Consider the following 16272-nt stretch of genomic DNA (forward strand, 5'->3'; position numbering starts at 1 on the left):
CTGCAAACGTCCGCAGCCGCTTATCGGTAGCAGGCGTTTTGTTTCAACCGCACGTTGCTACCAGCAACAGCGTGACTGTTCAATACAGGTTCCGTTTTATATGATTCACAAACCTGAATCTTTGCTGAACAGATGCCCTTATGGAACAGATTACGATTGAACGCCTGACGGGCCTGATTGCATTTACGCGTGCGGCATCGCTCGGCAGTTTCTCTGCCGCCTCTAAAGCGCTGGGTATTTCTCCCTCAGCCGTCAGTAAAAGCATTGCGCGGCTTGAGAAGCAGATGAGCCTGACGCTTTTTACCCGCACAACGCGCTCTTTACATCTGACGCAGGAAGGCCGGGTACTGTATGAAAAGGCGCTCCAGCTGCTACAGGAAGCTGAAAATATTCAGCAGGCTGTCATCTCTACCCGAAGCCGTCCCTCTGGCCTGCTGCGAGTCACGGCGCCCTGGCCCATTGCCGTGCATATACTGGCGCCAGCGCTACCCGCCTTTCATGAACGCTACCCTGATATTTTTGTCGATATTCGTAGCAGCGATCAGGTCAGCGATATGGCGGCGGAAGGCATCGATATCGCCCTCCGGGTAGGGAGTATTCCAGATTCGCGTCTGATTGCTCGTCGGCTAGGTCATCATCGCGTCTGCGCTTTTGCTTCGCCCTCCTATCTCAACCGCAAAGGTATGCCCTCGCATCCTGACGAATTAAAGGATCACGACTGCGTTAATTTCCGCTTCCAAAGTACCGGGCAGGTATTTCGCTGGGCATTCAGTATCGATGATGAAATTGAGGAGTACCCGGTCAACGCCTGGATGATGGCGGACGCGAGCGAAATCGTCTCTGGCGTGATCGCGGCAGGCGGCGGCATTGGATTTTTACCCACCTATATGAGCGCCCATCATGTCAGAAATGGCGTTCTGGTGCCTGTGCTGCCGGCATACGCCTTCAATCGGGCCTGGATCACGGCGCTATGGCCTGAGAGCCGCCGCAACAGCCTTAACGTACGGGCATTTATTGATATGTTAAGCGAGGTGTTTACGTCGCCAACCGGCTGGGAACAGGAACTGATGGCTGTGAAAGAACCAATCTGAATCTTTGCCTGGGTGCGAGCCTGAATCTATAACCTGATTTGTTCCATAATGGCACTTACAAGGTGAGTATTAACGCCATTAAATCAGCAAATCAAATCGCCTAGTATGTCCGGGAAGAGTTAATAACCCACAACTGAATTCCCGGAGAAAAACATGAGCATCACCCAAGATCTTCCAGTTACAGACCAGGCGCAGGGCATCGCTGGCAGCCATATCGTGATTTTTGGCGGCAGTTCGGGCATCGGCCTGTCGGCTGCGCGCCAGGCGAAGGAAGCCGGCGCCCGCGTCACTATTATCGGGTCGGATGCGGCTCGCACAGCCAGTGTCGCTCTGCAGCACGGGTTCGACTGGCGCAGTGCGGATGTTACCGATACCGAAGCCGTTAACGTTGCCTTGTCTGACATCGGCGTCGTGGATCACCTGGTTCTGCTGGCAGGGTCCTTTGTGGCAGGGAAAATTATGGATGCGAACCCCGGCTATCTGCGCCGCGCGTTCGATGAGCGTATCTGGGCTTCAGTCGATATTCTTCGCGCGCTTGGCGAGCGGCTGAGCGAAACCGCATCCGTTACCTTTATCTCAGGCATTCTGGCCGATCGCCCCAACGCCATCGGAACGGCTGTTCTGGCTGCCGCCTCCTCAGCGATGGAAGGTTTTGCCCGAGGCCTTGCGCTGGAGTTAGCGCCGCGCCGTTTTAATACGCTGTCGCCCGGCACCACCAATACGGCCCTGCTGGGACGTACGCTGGGCGACGCGCGCGATGGCTACGTTGCATCCTTAAGCGCGCAGCTTCCCTTAAAGCAGATTGTTTCCGCTGATGCGGCGGGCGCCGCCGTGCTGTTTCTTATGCAGAACCCGTTTATGAATGGCGAGGTGCTGCACATCGATGGCGGACAACGCCTCGTTTGAGACGTCCGGCTTTTGACCTGGAGAAAAAAATAATGCGTAAACTTTTTGAACCCCTTCAGCTGGGCGCTATCGCCATGCCTAATCGTTTTATTATGGCGCCTATGACGCGCGCCCGCGGCACGCAGGATAATGTGCCAACGGCGATAATGGCGGAGTACTACGCTCAGCGAGCGTCTGCAGGCTTAATCATTAGCGAAGCTATCGGCATTTCCAGACAGGGCCTGGGCTGGCCCTATGCTACCGGCATATGGAGTGCAGAGCAGATAGCGGGCTGGCAGCGCGTTACCTCGGCGGTGCATGCGGCAGGCGGCAGGATAATTGCGCAGCTGTGGCATATGGGCCGCGTGGTTCATTCCAGCATGGGCGGCGCGCAGCCTGTATCGGCATCAGCAACCACCGCGCCGGGCCATGCTCATACCTACGCGGGAAAAACAGCTTATGAACAGGCGCGTCCGCTCGACCTCAGCGAGATCCCCGAGATTATCGAGCAGTATCGGCAAGCCGCCAGAAATGCCATCAATGCCGGTTTTGACGGCATACAGCTTCATGCCTCTAACGGTTATCTTATCGATCAGTTTCTACGCGACAGCGACAACCACAGAACCGATAACTATGGCGGCTCAAGGCACAATCGCATTCGTCTGCTGGCGGAAATTACCCAGGCGGTGTCAGATGAGATTGGCGCAAATCGGGTCGGCGTGCGCCTTTCTCCTAATGGTGAAACCCAGGGCATACGTGACTCCGATCCTGTGCCGCTTTTCCGCCTGGCGCTGGAGACGTTGTCAGATATAGGGATTGCTCACCTGGAGTTAAGAGAGCCACCCATTGATGGCACGTTTGGCGTGGGTGAACAGCCTCCGCTGGCGCAGGCGCTGAGAGGCTCTTTTCGCGGTCCCTTAATCCTGAACTCAGACTTCAGCGTAGCCCGTGCTGAGCAGGCGCTGCTGGAGGGAACCGGCGATGCGGTCAGTTTTGGCCGACCTTTTATAAGCAATCCGGACTTTCCCTATCGTGTCGCTCAAGGGCGGCCGCTCACGCCTGACGATCGCCACACCTGGTTTAGCCAGGGAAGAGAGGGTTATACCGATTACGCCTGAGGCGGCACTGATTAAATGGGCCTTGCTGAGCCGATATATACCTGGCCGTGGAGTCATCCTGAGATTATCAGACCAGGGTATTTCAATAATTTAGATCGCATCAACACGCAGTAAGGCTTATTGCGTGAGGGTGAGCCAGAAGCGGCCATAATCGTTGCAAATTGATGCTCACATGATGACGTGTGTGCTTAAAGGCAGAGGCCTGCTATTCGATGCCGGTTTTTATCAAACTTATACAATCAATTATTCCAGCCTAATTTAGGTAATGGCATAATCAGGCTGGCAAAAGTGAGGGTAAAGATGGATAAAACATCAAAAAATCAGATAATAGATAGCGACATTGCACGTTTATTGCTTAAACACCGAAAGGCTCGCAACTTGACTGTAACTGAGCTTGCTCAACGTTCGGGCGTCAGTCAGGCTATGATTAGCAAGGTTGAACGAGGTACTTCTAGCCCCAGTGCTACCATACTTAGTCGTTTAGCTAACGCGATGAATATTACCTTATCAAAGCTTTTCGCAGAGCTTGAACTACAACAGAACTCACTGGTTCTCTTTGCTCATCAGCAACAGCACTGGACGGATCAGCAGTCAGGTATTACTCGCTGGTCTCTTTCCCCGGCAGGGGCCTGCCCGGAACTGATAAGAGTTGAAATTCCTGCCATGGGTGAGCTGACGATACCCGCTTCGGCGAATGAACATCTTTCCGGGCAAACACTTTGGGTGCTGAGTGGCAGTCTTGATTTTCTGGTCAATAAACAGACTCATCATTTACGAGCCGGTGACTGTCTCGCCCTTACCTTTGCAAGCGAGTACCAAATGACTAACCCTGACAGTGAGCAGAGCTGTTCCTACATCGTCGCTTTTAGCCAAAAAGAATAATGAAATTTTCTCTGTCGCAAGGGTTACATCTTATTAGCTGCTCTTAGATGCAACAGGGGGTATGGCCTCCCCTGATTGTCCCGCTCGGAACGCCCTGATACCTGAAAACCCATATGCTGATAAACCCCTACAGCCTGCTGGTTTTGTTCATTTACATCGACGCTTAGCTGCGGATGCAGCGCCAGCGCATGTGAAATCAACCCTTTGCCAACGCCTAGTCCGCGAGCAGAAGCATCGACAAAAAGTGCCTCCAGATGACCATCATGCAAAAACATAAATCCCAGGGGTTGATCATCCCGATTTGTTGCAACCCATACAGGGGTTTCTGAAAAAAAGCGGACCACTTCTTTTTCGATTTCTTGTCGGTCATGAGCTGTCAGAAAATTGTGCGTAGCATCTACGGAATTCTTCCAGATTTGTATAATTTCTGACGCTTCAGAGGGTCGCGATATTCTGATTGCTAACATTTTTCAACCTTAAGGTGATTTTACCTGGTGCTTTAACGTACAAGATGAGCCTGGTTAAATTTACTATAGTGAAATTAAATTCACAATAGTAAATTTAAAGCGCATATCGTTTGTCTCTTATGAGTAGTGCAAACACTCTGCCTGGCCTGACTCTTTTTATCATCTGCGACAAAGATTCTGCTTTTGAACAAACGTCCATTGCTCGCTCATCGCGGCCCTCTAAGCCCTACGCATGAGCAGCTAAGTGCCACGTTTTTTGAATAAGCGAATGAAGGTTATAACCCGTAAAATCTTAGCCAGCCGAGGCCGCTTTCGCGGCCCTGAGTCATGCATTAAAACCCTGGCTTATTTGTTCAACTCAGCAGAGTTGTAGGCACCATTATTGAAACGTGCAGCTGTGATTTTGTATGAGGTTCCTGCCTGATGTGCCTGCACCTGGACGACGCTCCCCCGCTGGCTGCCGTCGTTTTTGGCAATGACAAGGTCCAGTCGGATGACGCCGAGCAGCTTATTACTGGCTGGATCGGTAACGGAGACCGTATTCGAAAACTGTTCTGCGGCATACACAGGGTCATGGTGGCTGAGCGGGATCTCGGAGGCTGCAGCACCAAAGGGAAGGAATTAATTGATATAACTTCATACGCATGCGTGCCTTTATTACAAAAAAGGAAAATGCGGCGTGAGGGTAAGAACAATTAAATAGCGTGGCCACCTCATGGTTAAATGAGGTGGCTAATATAGATGAACTACAACTTAATAAATTCCAGCAAATCCTGATTAAGTCGATCCTGATGCGTTGCCGCCAGACCGTGAGACGCACCTGGATAAATTTTCAGCTCGGCATGAGGAATAATGTCAGCAGAGAGCAGGCCAGCATGGCTGATGGGGACGATCTGATCATCATCGCCATGAATGACCAGCGCCGGCACGGTGATTTTTCGCAGATCTTCGGTGTAATCCACTTCTGAGAACGCCTGGATACAGGCGTACTGACCGACAATCGAGCCTGACATGCCCTGATTCCAGAAGCTCAGGCGCAGGCCTTCGTTGATCGCTACTCCCTCGCGATTCATCCCGTAGAAAGGGATAGCGAGGTTGAGATAAAAGTCTGACCGGTTATCAAAGACACCTTTGCGAATGTTGTCGAACACGGCCATATCGGCGCCGTCAGGCCACTCAGCCGATGAAATCATGATGGGCGGAACCGCGCCAACCAGCACCACTTTTGCGACGCGAGCTTCGCCATGTCGCCCGATGTAATGCGCGACTTCACCACCCCCGGTCGAGTGTCCAACCAGTACCGCATTTTTTACATCCAGCTCATTCAGCAGCACGGCGAGATCGTCGGCGTAGGTGTCCATATCATTGCCGTAAGACGGCTGGTCGGAGCGACCATGGCCGCGACGGTCAAGCGCTATCACTCGATATCCTTGCTGCAGCAGGAAAAGCATCTGTCCATCCCAGGCATCTGAACTTAGCGGCCAGCCGTGCGAGAAAACAACCGGCTGTGCATTTTTGTCACCCCAGTCTTTATAAAAAAGACGGGTTGAATCAGGCGTGGTAATAAAGCTCATTTCTTTTACTCCATTGATGATGTGCAGGTTATTGCTGGCCTGACGTCATACCCGAGTGAATAAACATCGTCTTTTACCACGACGTTTATTCATCGCTCTGATATGCATGGCGCAAGGCTAACTACCGGCAAAATGAATAATCATGCCGTCATTGTTATTAATAATTGATGAGGTCTGTCTGGTAGTGAATTAAATCTGCGCTAAGCCGCCGTCTACATATATTTCCGCAGCATTAATAAAGCTCGCATCATCAGACGCCAGGAATGCCACGGTTTTACCGATCTCTTCCGGTTCACCCAGGCGACCTAAAGGTACGCCAGCAGCGAGCGCATCAAATAACCCCTGGCGATGCTCTTCCGGTACAAGACCTCCCAGACCTGGCGTACGGACAGGGCCCGGGCTAACGACATTGACGCGGATGCCACGTTCCTTCAGATCAAGCGCCCAGGATCGCGCCAGATTTCGCACGGCGGCCTTGCTGGCGCTGTAAACGCTGAAGCTGGCCGTCCCTTTCGCCGCAGCGGTCGAACCGGTTAGAATGACGGAGGCGCCGTTGGTCAACAGCGGAAGCGCCTTCTGTACGGTGAACAGCACGCCACGCACGTTGGTGCCAAAAATACGGTCAAAATGCTCTTCAGTGATGGCGCCGAGCGGCATCATGTCACCGCCACCAGCATTCGCGAACAGCACATCAAGTTTCCCTGATTCGCCTGCAATGGTGGAAAACACCCTATCGAGATCGCCCAGCAGTGATGCATCCGCACGGATCCCTGTGGCTGATGGCCCGATTAGGGCTACTGCCGCATCAAGCTCTTCCTGGCGGCGGCCGGTGATGTAGACTTTCGCCCCCTGCTCCGCCAGCTCCTGCGCTGAGGCCAGACCGATACCTGAGCTGCCGCCCGTGACTAACGCGATTTTGCCTGACAGTTTTTTACTCATGGTGGAACTCCTTAATCAAAGTATGAATTAGCTCTTGAAGTCAGTAGGTTACAGTGAAGGCCAGACTACTGAGTTCGGTTAGCACTGTAACGTCATTGATGAGTGCGAAAAAATGCATGAATCCAGGAAACACTTTCCACGTGACTGGATAATCAAAAAATTACTAAAGAGCAGCGTTATTTATTAAGAAAGACCCGGGCGCTCGATAACTTACCCGCGCTGACCGTAAAGACATCTTCTCCCCGAACCAGATACGGATTCTCTTTTGGACCATAGCCCCAGGTCACACGGGCAATGCCGTGATTCCACTCGACAGCTGCCGGGGTGAAGATAAAGCCCGGATGCTGTGACTGAACTTTACTGATGGCGGCATTCACGCGCTCCACCCCTGCGTTCAGTCCGGCATAATCGGCAACGAAAAAGTCTGACGAGTAAACCGCAGTAAATGCTTTCTCTCGCTCAACAACATCGGTGTTATTCCAGATAGCAAAGTGGCGATCGATCAGCTTCTGTAAACCTGCGGGTGCGATCTGTGCCGTCGTGATATTCATGGTTGTGTTCTCCGCTAATACGTTATCTGACCCGACCAGCAGTGCCGCCAGCAGCAGGGACTGGATAAATACCTTTTTCATGTCTGTGACCTCTGTCAGCTTGCTGTTTTCGCTTTGCCAACCAGCTCAATCTGCGAGCCCCATGGCGTCAGAAAATAAAACCACTGAGTGCCGTCGGCGTTGGTCACCGGTTCATTCAGGGTTTTCAGTCCGGCTTTTTGAATCGCCTTAAAACTAACGGGTACATCATGCGTTTTCAGGGCGATATGCGTTGCCGCATCATCATCCTGATGAGGACGTGTATGGCCGATTTGCGCACCGCTGTACTGGAACAGCTCGACCCCAGTGCCATCAGGCAGACGCATCATGACAAAACGCTTGAGGTCACTGGACTGATGCCAGTTAAACGCGGCTTTCCATGCATCCGGGATAGCGCCGGGGGTGATGTCCGATTCAATCCTGGCGCCAAAAGTGGTCTGGAAAAACGCCATGGCTTCAGCCAGGTCAGGCACATTGATACCCGCGTGGTCAACGCCTGAAATAGTGACCAGCGGCGTGGGGTCCGCGCTAAAAGCCGGAGCAGAGAGACTGGCTGCGCCCAGCAGCAGAGAAGAGGCCAACAGTGTTGAAGCGATACGTTGAGATTTCATGTCTTATAGTCCTGTTATCGGTGAATCAGCTCATTGACGACAGCGGTTGTTGTCGCGATGGAATAAGCATATCGACGCACGACGCCTTTCAAAATAGAATGATTTGAAACTCATCATTGCAGATTTGAAATGAACAAATTTCCCGATTTCGAAGGACTCGCGATGTTTGCGAAAGTGGCAGAGGAAGGGTCTTTTGCGGCGGCAGCCAGAGTAATGGGGGTGTCCGTACCCACCGTGTCACGCGCAGTTGCTCGCCTGGAAGAGCGGCTGGGCGGCCGGCTGTTTAACCGGACGTCGCGCCAGCTGGCGTTAACGGAGTTCGGCCAAAGCATGGCGGCAAAGGCGTCAGAGATGTATCGCCAGGCAGAAGAAGTGGAAAGCGAAGCCCATGAACTGTCGGTTCAGCCGCGGGGACAGGTACGTTTGGCGGTGCCCATGTCGTTTGGCTTGCGCTGGGTAGCTCCCCTGATGCCAGAACTTATCCGCCAGTTCCCGGAGCTGAGTGTCGACCTGCATCTGTCCGATGCCTCGGTCGATCTGATTGCCGAAGGCTTCGATGCCGCGTTACGTATTGCCGCATTACCGGACTCGTCGCTGGTAGCACGCAGGCTGTGTACCGTGACGCAATATCTGGTGGCCTCACCGGCGTATCTCGCTGAGCAGGGTGTACCGCAGCATCCGCGTGAACTCACCTCTCGTCAGTGCTTCAGTTATGCCTATCGAGCCAAAAGCCAGGTATGGCGCTTTACGCATGATTCCGGCGCGCAGGAAGATATTGTCCCGAGCGGACCGCTGCGCGTCACCAACTCTGACGCACTGCTGCCGCCCCTGCTGGCGGGCCTGGGGATTGCAGAACTGCCGGAATTTATGGCCGCGGAGTATCTGAAAGATGGCCGCCTGATACATCTGCTGGATGAGTGGTCAATGACACAAGGCGGGCTCTATTTTGTTACGCCTACTTCGCGCAGCCGCCCGTTGAAGGTCAAGGTACTGTCGGATTTCTTCGCCAGACATCTCAGTGAACCTGAATGGCGCTGGCCTCAGTAATCCTGTTATCATTTCATTTATGAAATGATAAATTTCATTCTTTGTTATTTTGATTGCTCCTGAGTTTCATTATTGTGGCTTTACGCCGCCGACAGCCGTCCGGCATTGAAAACAGGAGCACTCTTCTCATGAAAACTGCCGTTCAATTACTTCAGAACTACCTGGACAGTATCCAGGATCCTAAAGCCGCCGCGGCGCTTTTTGCCGCAGACGGCGTGCTGGAACTCCCCTATCTGCAAACGCTTGGCCTGCCGCACAGAGTGCAGGGGCCAGCTGAAATCGAACGCTTCATCGCCGGACTGCTGGTGAAAATTCCAGATTTCCGCTTCCGCAATATCCAGTTCTTTATCGATACCCCAACACAGGCCTTTGGTGAATACAGCGTAAAAGCCGAACTGGCAGGCACCGGTCGGGTATACAGGCAGACCTATGCCGGAAGGTTGGTAGCAGAAGAGGGGAAAATCAAACTGCTGCGGGAATCGCTGGATACCCTCGCCGCGTGGCGTGCATTCAGTGGCGAGCAGTCCGCCTGATGCGGTTTTGGCATGCGATATAAAGATAACTGGGGATGAAAATCGACAAAAAACAGAAAATTTGAGGGTGATCCCGCTACTGTTGGGTCATAAAAAACGCGAAAGCCCCGTTCCTTACCCTGGCATTGAAGTCGATGATGCTCTGGAAATATCTGCGTCTGTTGAAATCTAAATTACGAGGGCTGCAACAGCAGCCCTGTACCAGAAGCGGACGCTGACGTTTCATACCCTTGAATCTTATTTCAGCGATTCCGTCAGCGTGACAATCCACAACTCACTGTCCGACTCTGGTTTCTTCAGCGGCTTCAGATCGATAGTCGTTGCAACCGGCTTATCATCTATCGTCAGCGTTCCCTGCTCGGTCAATCGGTAATCCTTGCGCTTCTTACCTTCAACCGGGTTTTTCATTACCGTTTTTACGCCAAAATCATTGTCATTAGTGACCGCCAGCGTTTTATCGTCGATCAGCGCCAGTCCTTCGGCCTTCTCCTGTTGCCAGCCGAGCTGCCGTAGATCGACCACCTGCGTTTTGGCGGCAAGCTTAATGCCGCGCTGGGCCATGGCTTTCTCGTCGTCAAACTCCGGATATTCGCCAGGCTTATCAAAGGGTGAAAGCTCGGTAGCCGGGCTGAGATCCACCTTATAAACAAGGTTGCGCATGGCGTCGTTTTTGTCGCTGCCCTGTTCTATCAGCAGGATATGCTGATTGTCGATCGCCACGATATCGCCAATTTTAGCGTCGCTGTTTTTACTGTAAGCCTCGCTGTCAATAGGGTAACCATACATCGCGGTTTTTCCGGTGGCTGGATCAAAGCTCACCAGGCGGGTAAAACGCGCCTGCTTTTTACTTTTACCGTCGATATCCAGGGTGCTCTGCACCGCAACCATGATGCGCCCATCCGGCATGCGGGTGATGCCCTCAAAGCCCCGATTGGGCTGACGCCATTTGAGTATGCTCGGCAGACCGCCCGCGATCGATCTCTCTCCCTCGGCAGCCTGCGGCCCGTGAATCGCCAGGATTTTGCCGCGTTCATCAACGTTAATCAGGAATGGGCCATACTCATCGCACAGCCAGTATCCGCCCTTCCCATCCGGCGTAATGCCTTCCGTATCCAGACCACGGTTGTCGCCCTGCAGCACTTTCAGCGTATCGCTTAACGCGACCTCATTGGTTGATCCGATGACGCCATCCTGCAACGGCAATCCGTTAACATTGCCCTTATCGTCATGCAGGGGTCTGGCATTCGTGGCCTCCGCTTTGCCGTTCTGCACCCGAATATTCATCAGCAATGGTGCAAAATCCGGCGTGACGAAAATTTTTGACTCTTTCTTTCCGGAATCAGGCGAATCAGCATTAGGCCCGCGATCGGTGACGGTCGCGAAGGTCAGCGCATCCCCCTGCTTGCCGGTAAACAGCAAACCAGAGCCGATCCCCACCGGCAGCCCCTGAGGAAATGCGCTGGCGAACGCACCCTTGTAGCTCACGCGCGTCCCGTCGGGGAAACTGACGATGTAACGTTCAGCCTTCGGCTGTGCCGCTAACGTTGATAAAGAGAGCGCACAACCAATAACCAGAGAAATAGTTTTTATTTTCATATTTTTATATCCATGAAGGAAAGCCACGAGCCTAAAGAATAAAAATGACAGAAAAATGAAATTATCGGGAAACACTGGCGGCTAACAGGTTGATTATTTCCTCATGAAGAAAATGAGATGAACCGGTCTGTTCAGATACAGCGATCAGATTCCGGAGGCAGTGAACGCAGGCGCTTCCGGTCAGCGATACTCATGATAAGGATGCGGCGGAGCGCGCAGAGTTCACCAAACGCCGTTGATTAACGCTGTTCTATCCCATAAAAGGTGTTTACATTTGTTCAGCAAAATTATCGGCCGCTCAGCAGAGCGTCGCTGACTGACACAGGGATTAATCGCAGGCAAGAACAGTGGTTAACGTCATTATCAAAATCACACCGCAACCAGTGGCAGGGAAAAAATGAGCCAGATTGCACCTGATAGCATAACCGGGATGCCGTCACGGGCGGCAGCGTATCTTTGCCGTCAGATCGCTGGCCTGGTTAAAGCAGGAAGCCTGAACCCGGAGAGCTGCCAGCGCATCTTTGCCTGCTGTGGTATCAGACCTTCAGATACTCAGTGGCGTCAGTTTCTTATCCCGGTTCTTTGCTTGCTGGGATTACTCTCTCTGGTTGCCGGAGCGCTGTTTTTTATTGCCTGGAACTGGGCCTGGCTACCGAAGATGGCGAAATTCGCCCTGGCAGAGTTGCTGATCGTCGCGCTGGCGGTGGTGGTCTGGTGGCGCTGGTACGGCAGGCTGGCACGCAGCGCATTGCTGGCGGCAGGGCTCAGTTTCGGCGCCCTGTTTGCGCTTTATGGGCAGATTTACCAGACCGGTGCGGACAGCTGGGAGCTATTCCGGGCCTGGTTATGCGTTCTTCTGCCGCTGGCGTTGATCGCCCGGCAAAACAGCCTGTGGTTTTGCAGCTGGCTGATCGCTAATCTGGCGTTCCAGCTCTACACCACCACGTTGCCGACCTCGCTGCTGAATGTCACCCTGTCTGACAGCGTCACCCGGCTTCCGACGACGATGCTTTACGGCTATCTGGCGCTGCTGGCAGCCTGCCTGATTATCAGGGAGGCCCTGGCCTGGCGGGCAATAACGCATCGCCCTAAGAGCTGGCTGGCAAGCCGCTGGTTCTCGCGGGTCATGGCCGGATTTTTACTGCTGATGCTGACCGCCATCGTGGCCGAAAACATCGCTGACTGGCATAGTGCTCATCACTTTACTTCGGTTACGGCCGGCTGGGCGATCGCCCTGCTGGCAGGCTACTACCTGTACCGTTATCGCTTTGTGGATCTCTGCATGCTGACGCTGGGCATCGCAAGTCTGACCGTTGTGGGCTGCGCGCTGATCGTGCAGTTATTTCTTTTAGCCTATGATACGGGTGCCCTGTTTTTGACCGGCATCCTGATGATTTTCTGGGTGGCGGCAAATGGTACGATCCTGCTGAAGTGGCAACGCAAGCTGGCTGAAAAGGGTCCTGTCGATCAGGCTCCGGCCGAGCTGACCTTACTGACTGATACCTTGTGTCAACAGGGCTTGCTGAGCGTCTCACAGGTTGAGGAGATTCAGCAACGCGGTCATGCTTCTGACCTGCCCTGGTATCTGCGGCTGGCGCTGAGCGTCGGAGGCTGGGTCGCCGCAATTATCATTCTGTTACTGATGGTACTGCTGCTCTATAGCACTGACCTGCTTGATGACCCGAACGCTGTTACTTTTATTCTTCCTTCACTGGTGCTCGCTGTTATCGCGCGCGGCCTGATGCGCAATGAGCGCGACGGTAAATATCACCTCGGGCTGGCATGGGCCATTGCGGCGACGTGCGGGCTGCTAGTCGGCGTTGCGCTGCAAATCCAGGGCAATGACGTGCACTTTATGATGCTGAGTTCACTCTGTGCGTTGCCGATCCTTGCCGCGATGGCGGTGGCGATGCCTGACCGCACCTACCGGCTTATGGCCATCACTGCCCTGACCTTTTTTCTGGTGCTGGCAGGCTATTTACTGGCCCAGCTTTACCTGTCGCCGACGGCGGGTCGCTTTGCTGTTTCCATACTGGTGGCGGCGGTCATGTTTTGGTGGCTCTGGCTTGTCACGCATCAGCTGAGGTTACAGGCAGGGCCCTGTGCTGACGCGGTACATCCCCTGCTGTATGGCATCCCGGCAGGTCTGATGTTGCTGAGTTTCCTCGGGATAAACGCGGCGTTTCTTACGGATTTCATCTGGTCTACTGCGCCTTTTTCTCTGCTTCAGACTGCGACAGGCACAGGGATAGCGGCAGGTTTAGTGCTGAGTGCGCTTAGTCAGAAAAAGAACAGTCAGCCGCTGTTTTCGATCATCACACTGCCCGCAGCCCTTATCTGCGGGGCTGTTGCCCTCTATGCACCGGGTATTGGGCTGGGCTTGTGGTTGATTCTGATGGCGCGATATCAGGGAAGTCTGGGACTACTGGTGGTCAGTGGCGGTTTCATGGTGCTGTATCTTATTGGCTGGTATTACTTCCTGGAGGTAATACTGCTGCACAAAGCGCTGCTACTGCTGGCTGGCGGTCTGTTTTTACTGGGGCTGGCATGGGGAGTCAGGCAAGTATTACCCGCACAGACTGGAGGTGCCAGTGAGAATGCGTAAACAGAGCCGATGGCTGGCCTGCGCGGTGATAGCGCTGGCGCTGGTGGCCGTCAATGTCAGCATCTGGCAAAAAGAACAATTGCTGAAACAGGGCGCGGTCATGATTTTACCTCTTGCGCCGGTTGACCCGCGCTCCCTGATGCAGGGTGATTACATGGCGCTCAATTATGCCCTCACCCGACCTCTGGAGCAGACATTTTATCAACAGGCTGTGGCCTGCCGCGCGCGCCTGTCAGCGCCATGCCTGCCCACCAGCGGGACCCTGATTGTTGATCTCAATGCGCAGCGTCATGCGACTCAGGCTCGGTTTGATCAGGGTGAGCCTCTGCAGGCGAATCAGCTAAGGGTGAAATATCATCACAATTCTGGCTCGCTGACCGTCGGAACCAATGCTTATTTCTTTCAGGAAGGTCATGGCGAGCGTTTCGCGCAGGCACGATACGGAGCATTTCGGGTGGGGAGTGATGGCACGGCACTGTTGACGAATTTGCTTGATGAACAGGGTAAGGTGATTCAGCCTTAGCTATATGATGCTCTCTGAGCTGGACAAAAACAGACTGACAGGCGGCCTTAATATCCTTAGTGAAAGGATTTTCGTAGCAGATCATCACGCTGGCTGCGCAGCTCTTCGTCTATCGTTCTGGCTTGTGTAGCTTAACTTGTTCTCGTCTCAGCGCTGCCATACGGGTAATCCCCTTTGAAAAACCATGCTGCTGACAAAGGGTAAACTGAAGGTCCGCGTTGTGCCAGATGCGGACCTGTAAAAGAACTTTAGGTACCCATACTGTGATGTTAAATATGAGAGCTGGGCATACCCCGGAGAAAGAGGCCGACTCATGCATCAGCGAGCAAATTACTCCAAAGGGGATACGGTTTGGACGTTATGCTGGAAAACGTAAGGATCGGATAGCAGCTGAAATTGCTCGTCATCCGCATAGGTAACTGCAATCTGGTATTGTTCGCCTGCGAATGCTTTCACTGCCTCAAGATCTTTCCAGTAAGTTGCCAGAAAGAAATGCTCCCATTCATCCTGCGTCTCTCTGCGTACATATGCCCCCAGATTTCCTGGTGTCCTCTCTGAATGTTCAACTCCAGTTTTTTGCAAATGGTTTGCAAAGTCTTCTGCATGCCTGACCGGTACGCATCCGTGCCATGTTCTGACTATCATGTTTCTACCCTCATGTTATGGAAGGGTTTTAAACATAACATAGTGTATGGGAAGGTGTGATTCATGAGCGAACTCTTATGTTAATTTCATCTCACCGGCAACCTGTAACGGAGAAAGCATCGTGCAATGGTTCAGCCCGGATAAATATGGATTCGCCTTGAATGGGGCCTGTCTGCCGTAGAGCATCTTGCCAGGGAAGTCGACTGTGCTGTCACTGTTGACGTTATGTCGTTCTCAACGTGCGTCAGCCTGGCTGTCGATAATGGTGCCCGCATTTATCCGTATCCATGGAAATACGAGTCTGCCAGGAAAATCGGAGCGAAGACAGCCAGTCTGGCGTGTCAGCTGTATGGTGATTTTTATGCATCGGTTAAACGCATACATGATGGCTGGTAAGAATGTTACTGGCGTAGCGGTGAATCATTAATGCGGGTGGATCGCTTACAGGAGGAATATTTTCTGTTCCAAACCAGACTGGATTGGCCGGGCAGACGGAGCCACAGATATAAGCTGGAACGCCCGCGAACGTACCGGCTATCGGTCTGTGAACATGTCCAGCACAAATAGCCAGCAGTCTGGCCGGAGTACGTTTAATTAATTCTTCTAACTTACCCAGGCCTCTGCACATCGATTCATCCAGCGTAGGTATGCCTGATTTAAATACGTGATGATGCATAAACAGCAGTGATGGCAAGCTCTCAGCTTCCCTGAGTTGTTTATCCAGCCATTCAAGCCGATCAGTCACGCTGCCATAATCGTCAGTATCAACCGTCGAATCCAGACCTATTAATCGCAGACTGCCAACATCATGGATAAAGTGCAGGGTTTCCGCAGGAGTATCAGTCGCCCATTTATTCTCTCCCCAAACCGAACGCATCAAATGGCGATCGTCTGAATTGCCAGGAAGGACGAGCGACGAAAAACTCTGCTGGCTCAGGCGAACAGCTATCTGTTTATAACCTTCACACCAATTTCCGTCAGTCAGATCGCCCGTAAGCACCAACACGTCAGGTCGCAGATGCGTAAGCCACATTAGCACCCGGTCAAAAAGTAGTAAGTGATCGTTTTCAGGTGAAGCATGAATATCTGAAATCTGTGCTATCAACATAAAGTCCTCGACGATGAAGGTGCGGAGATCAACTCATGAGTTAACTCAAACACAAGGG

At 52.9% G+C, this 16272-nt stretch carries 17 protein-coding genes; 9 read left to right on the forward strand and 8 right to left on the reverse strand.

The genetic code is table 11. The annotated features are described in order from the left end of the window. Nucleotides 1-140: 140 nt before the first annotated feature. The 4 genes from AC6I7Z_RS21495 to AC6I7Z_RS21510 all read left to right on the forward strand — a co-directional run bounded on the left by AC6I7Z_RS21495 (nt 141) and on the right by AC6I7Z_RS21510 (nt 3976). Complete coding sequence (locus tag AC6I7Z_RS21495) at nt 141-1091, forward strand: LysR family transcriptional regulator (protein WP_497815819.1); 951 nt, start codon at nt 141-143, stop codon at nt 1089-1091. A 153-nt stretch (nt 1092-1244) separates the two neighbouring features. Then, on the forward strand, nt 1245-1997 hold the full coding sequence (locus AC6I7Z_RS21500) for an SDR family oxidoreductase (RefSeq protein ID WP_497815820.1): 753 nt from the start codon (nt 1245-1247) through the stop codon (nt 1995-1997). Nucleotides 1998-2029: 32 nt separating this feature from the next. Continuing rightward, nucleotides 2030-3094: an alkene reductase gene (locus AC6I7Z_RS21505; protein ID WP_497815821.1), complete on the forward strand. Its 1065-nt coding sequence runs from the start codon at nt 2030-2032 to the stop codon at nt 3092-3094. Nucleotides 3095-3394: 300 nt separating this feature from the next. After that, nucleotides 3395-3976 carry a helix-turn-helix domain-containing protein gene (locus tag AC6I7Z_RS21510; RefSeq protein ID WP_497815822.1) on the forward strand — a complete coding sequence of 194 codons (582 nt, stop codon included), beginning with the start codon at nt 3395-3397 and terminating at the stop codon, nt 3974-3976. Nucleotides 3977-3999: 23 nt separating this feature from the next. On the opposite strand, the gene AC6I7Z_RS21515 is transcribed toward AC6I7Z_RS21510, so the two are convergent. Continuing rightward, the gene (locus AC6I7Z_RS21515; protein WP_497815823.1) at nt 4000-4443 is read right to left on the reverse strand and encodes an acetyltransferase; all 444 of its coding nucleotides are present in this window, start codon (nt 4441-4443) and stop codon (nt 4000-4002) included. 423 nt (nt 4444-4866) lie between these two features. Here AC6I7Z_RS21515 and AC6I7Z_RS21520 point away from each other — a divergent pair, with 423 nt between their 5' ends. Then, nucleotides 4867-5142: a hypothetical protein gene (locus AC6I7Z_RS21520; RefSeq protein ID WP_497815824.1), complete on the forward strand. Its 276-nt coding sequence runs from the start codon at nt 4867-4869 to the stop codon at nt 5140-5142. Nucleotides 5143-5189: 47 nt separating this feature from the next. On the opposite strand, the gene AC6I7Z_RS21525 is transcribed toward AC6I7Z_RS21520, so the two are convergent. The 4 genes from AC6I7Z_RS21525 to AC6I7Z_RS21540 all read right to left on the reverse strand — a co-directional run bounded on the left by AC6I7Z_RS21525 (nt 5190) and on the right by AC6I7Z_RS21540 (nt 8157). Beyond that, nucleotides 5190-6017: an alpha/beta fold hydrolase gene (locus tag AC6I7Z_RS21525; protein ID WP_497815825.1), complete on the reverse strand. Its 828-nt coding sequence runs from the start codon at nt 6015-6017 to the stop codon at nt 5190-5192. 189 nt (nt 6018-6206) lie between these two features. Continuing rightward, nucleotides 6207-6956, reverse strand: a complete 750-nt coding sequence (locus AC6I7Z_RS21530; RefSeq protein WP_497815826.1) for an SDR family NAD(P)-dependent oxidoreductase — start codon at nt 6954-6956, stop codon at nt 6207-6209. A gap of 176 nt (nt 6957-7132) precedes the next feature. Further along, on the reverse strand, nt 7133-7588 hold the full coding sequence (locus tag AC6I7Z_RS21535) for a nuclear transport factor 2-like protein (RefSeq protein WP_497815827.1): 456 nt from the start codon (nt 7586-7588) through the stop codon (nt 7133-7135). A gap of 14 nt (nt 7589-7602) precedes the next feature. Beyond that, nucleotides 7603-8157: a VOC family protein gene (locus AC6I7Z_RS21540; protein ID WP_497815828.1), complete on the reverse strand. Its 555-nt coding sequence runs from the start codon at nt 8155-8157 to the stop codon at nt 7603-7605. A 129-nt stretch (nt 8158-8286) separates the two neighbouring features. Between AC6I7Z_RS21540 and AC6I7Z_RS21545 the strand changes: the two genes are divergently transcribed. Together AC6I7Z_RS21545 and AC6I7Z_RS21550 are read left to right on the forward strand one after the other, a co-directional pair. Continuing rightward, entirely contained in the window at nt 8287-9204 is a 918-nt protein-coding gene (locus tag AC6I7Z_RS21545; RefSeq protein WP_497815829.1) for a LysR family transcriptional regulator, read from the forward strand. 128 nt (nt 9205-9332) lie between these two features. Next, nucleotides 9333-9737 carry a nuclear transport factor 2 family protein gene (locus tag AC6I7Z_RS21550; RefSeq protein WP_497815830.1) on the forward strand — a complete coding sequence of 135 codons (405 nt, stop codon included), beginning with the start codon at nt 9333-9335 and terminating at the stop codon, nt 9735-9737. A gap of 237 nt (nt 9738-9974) precedes the next feature. Here the strand turns inward: AC6I7Z_RS21550 and AC6I7Z_RS21555 are convergent, their stop codons facing one another. Then, nucleotides 9975-11333, reverse strand: coding sequence for an esterase-like activity of phytase family protein (locus AC6I7Z_RS21555; protein ID WP_497815917.1), 1359 nt, complete (start codon nt 11331-11333; stop codon nt 9975-9977). Between the two features lie 397 nt (nt 11334-11730). Between AC6I7Z_RS21555 and AC6I7Z_RS21560 the strand changes: the two genes are divergently transcribed. Next, on the forward strand, nt 11731-13938 hold the full coding sequence (locus AC6I7Z_RS21560) for a DUF2157 domain-containing protein (protein ID WP_497815831.1): 2208 nt from the start codon (nt 11731-11733) through the stop codon (nt 13936-13938). Beyond that, nucleotides 13931-14461 carry a GDYXXLXY domain-containing protein gene (locus tag AC6I7Z_RS21565; RefSeq protein WP_497815832.1) on the forward strand — a complete coding sequence of 177 codons (531 nt, stop codon included), beginning with the start codon at nt 13931-13933 and terminating at the stop codon, nt 14459-14461. The genes AC6I7Z_RS21560 and AC6I7Z_RS21565 overlap by 8 nt, the downstream gene beginning before the upstream one ends. Before the next feature lie 330 nt (nt 14462-14791). On the opposite strand, the gene AC6I7Z_RS21570 is transcribed toward AC6I7Z_RS21565, so the two are convergent. Together AC6I7Z_RS21570 and AC6I7Z_RS21575 are read right to left on the reverse strand one after the other, a co-directional pair. Further along, nucleotides 14792-15106: an antibiotic biosynthesis monooxygenase gene (locus AC6I7Z_RS21570; protein ID WP_497815833.1), complete on the reverse strand. Its 315-nt coding sequence runs from the start codon at nt 15104-15106 to the stop codon at nt 14792-14794. 370 nt (nt 15107-15476) lie between these two features. After that, nucleotides 15477-16214: a metallophosphoesterase gene (locus AC6I7Z_RS21575; RefSeq protein WP_497815834.1), complete on the reverse strand. Its 738-nt coding sequence runs from the start codon at nt 16212-16214 to the stop codon at nt 15477-15479. Between the last annotated feature and the right edge of the window lie 58 nt (nt 16215-16272).

This window comes from Pantoea sp. X-Soil-MYKO-1289, from assembly GCF_059730625.1.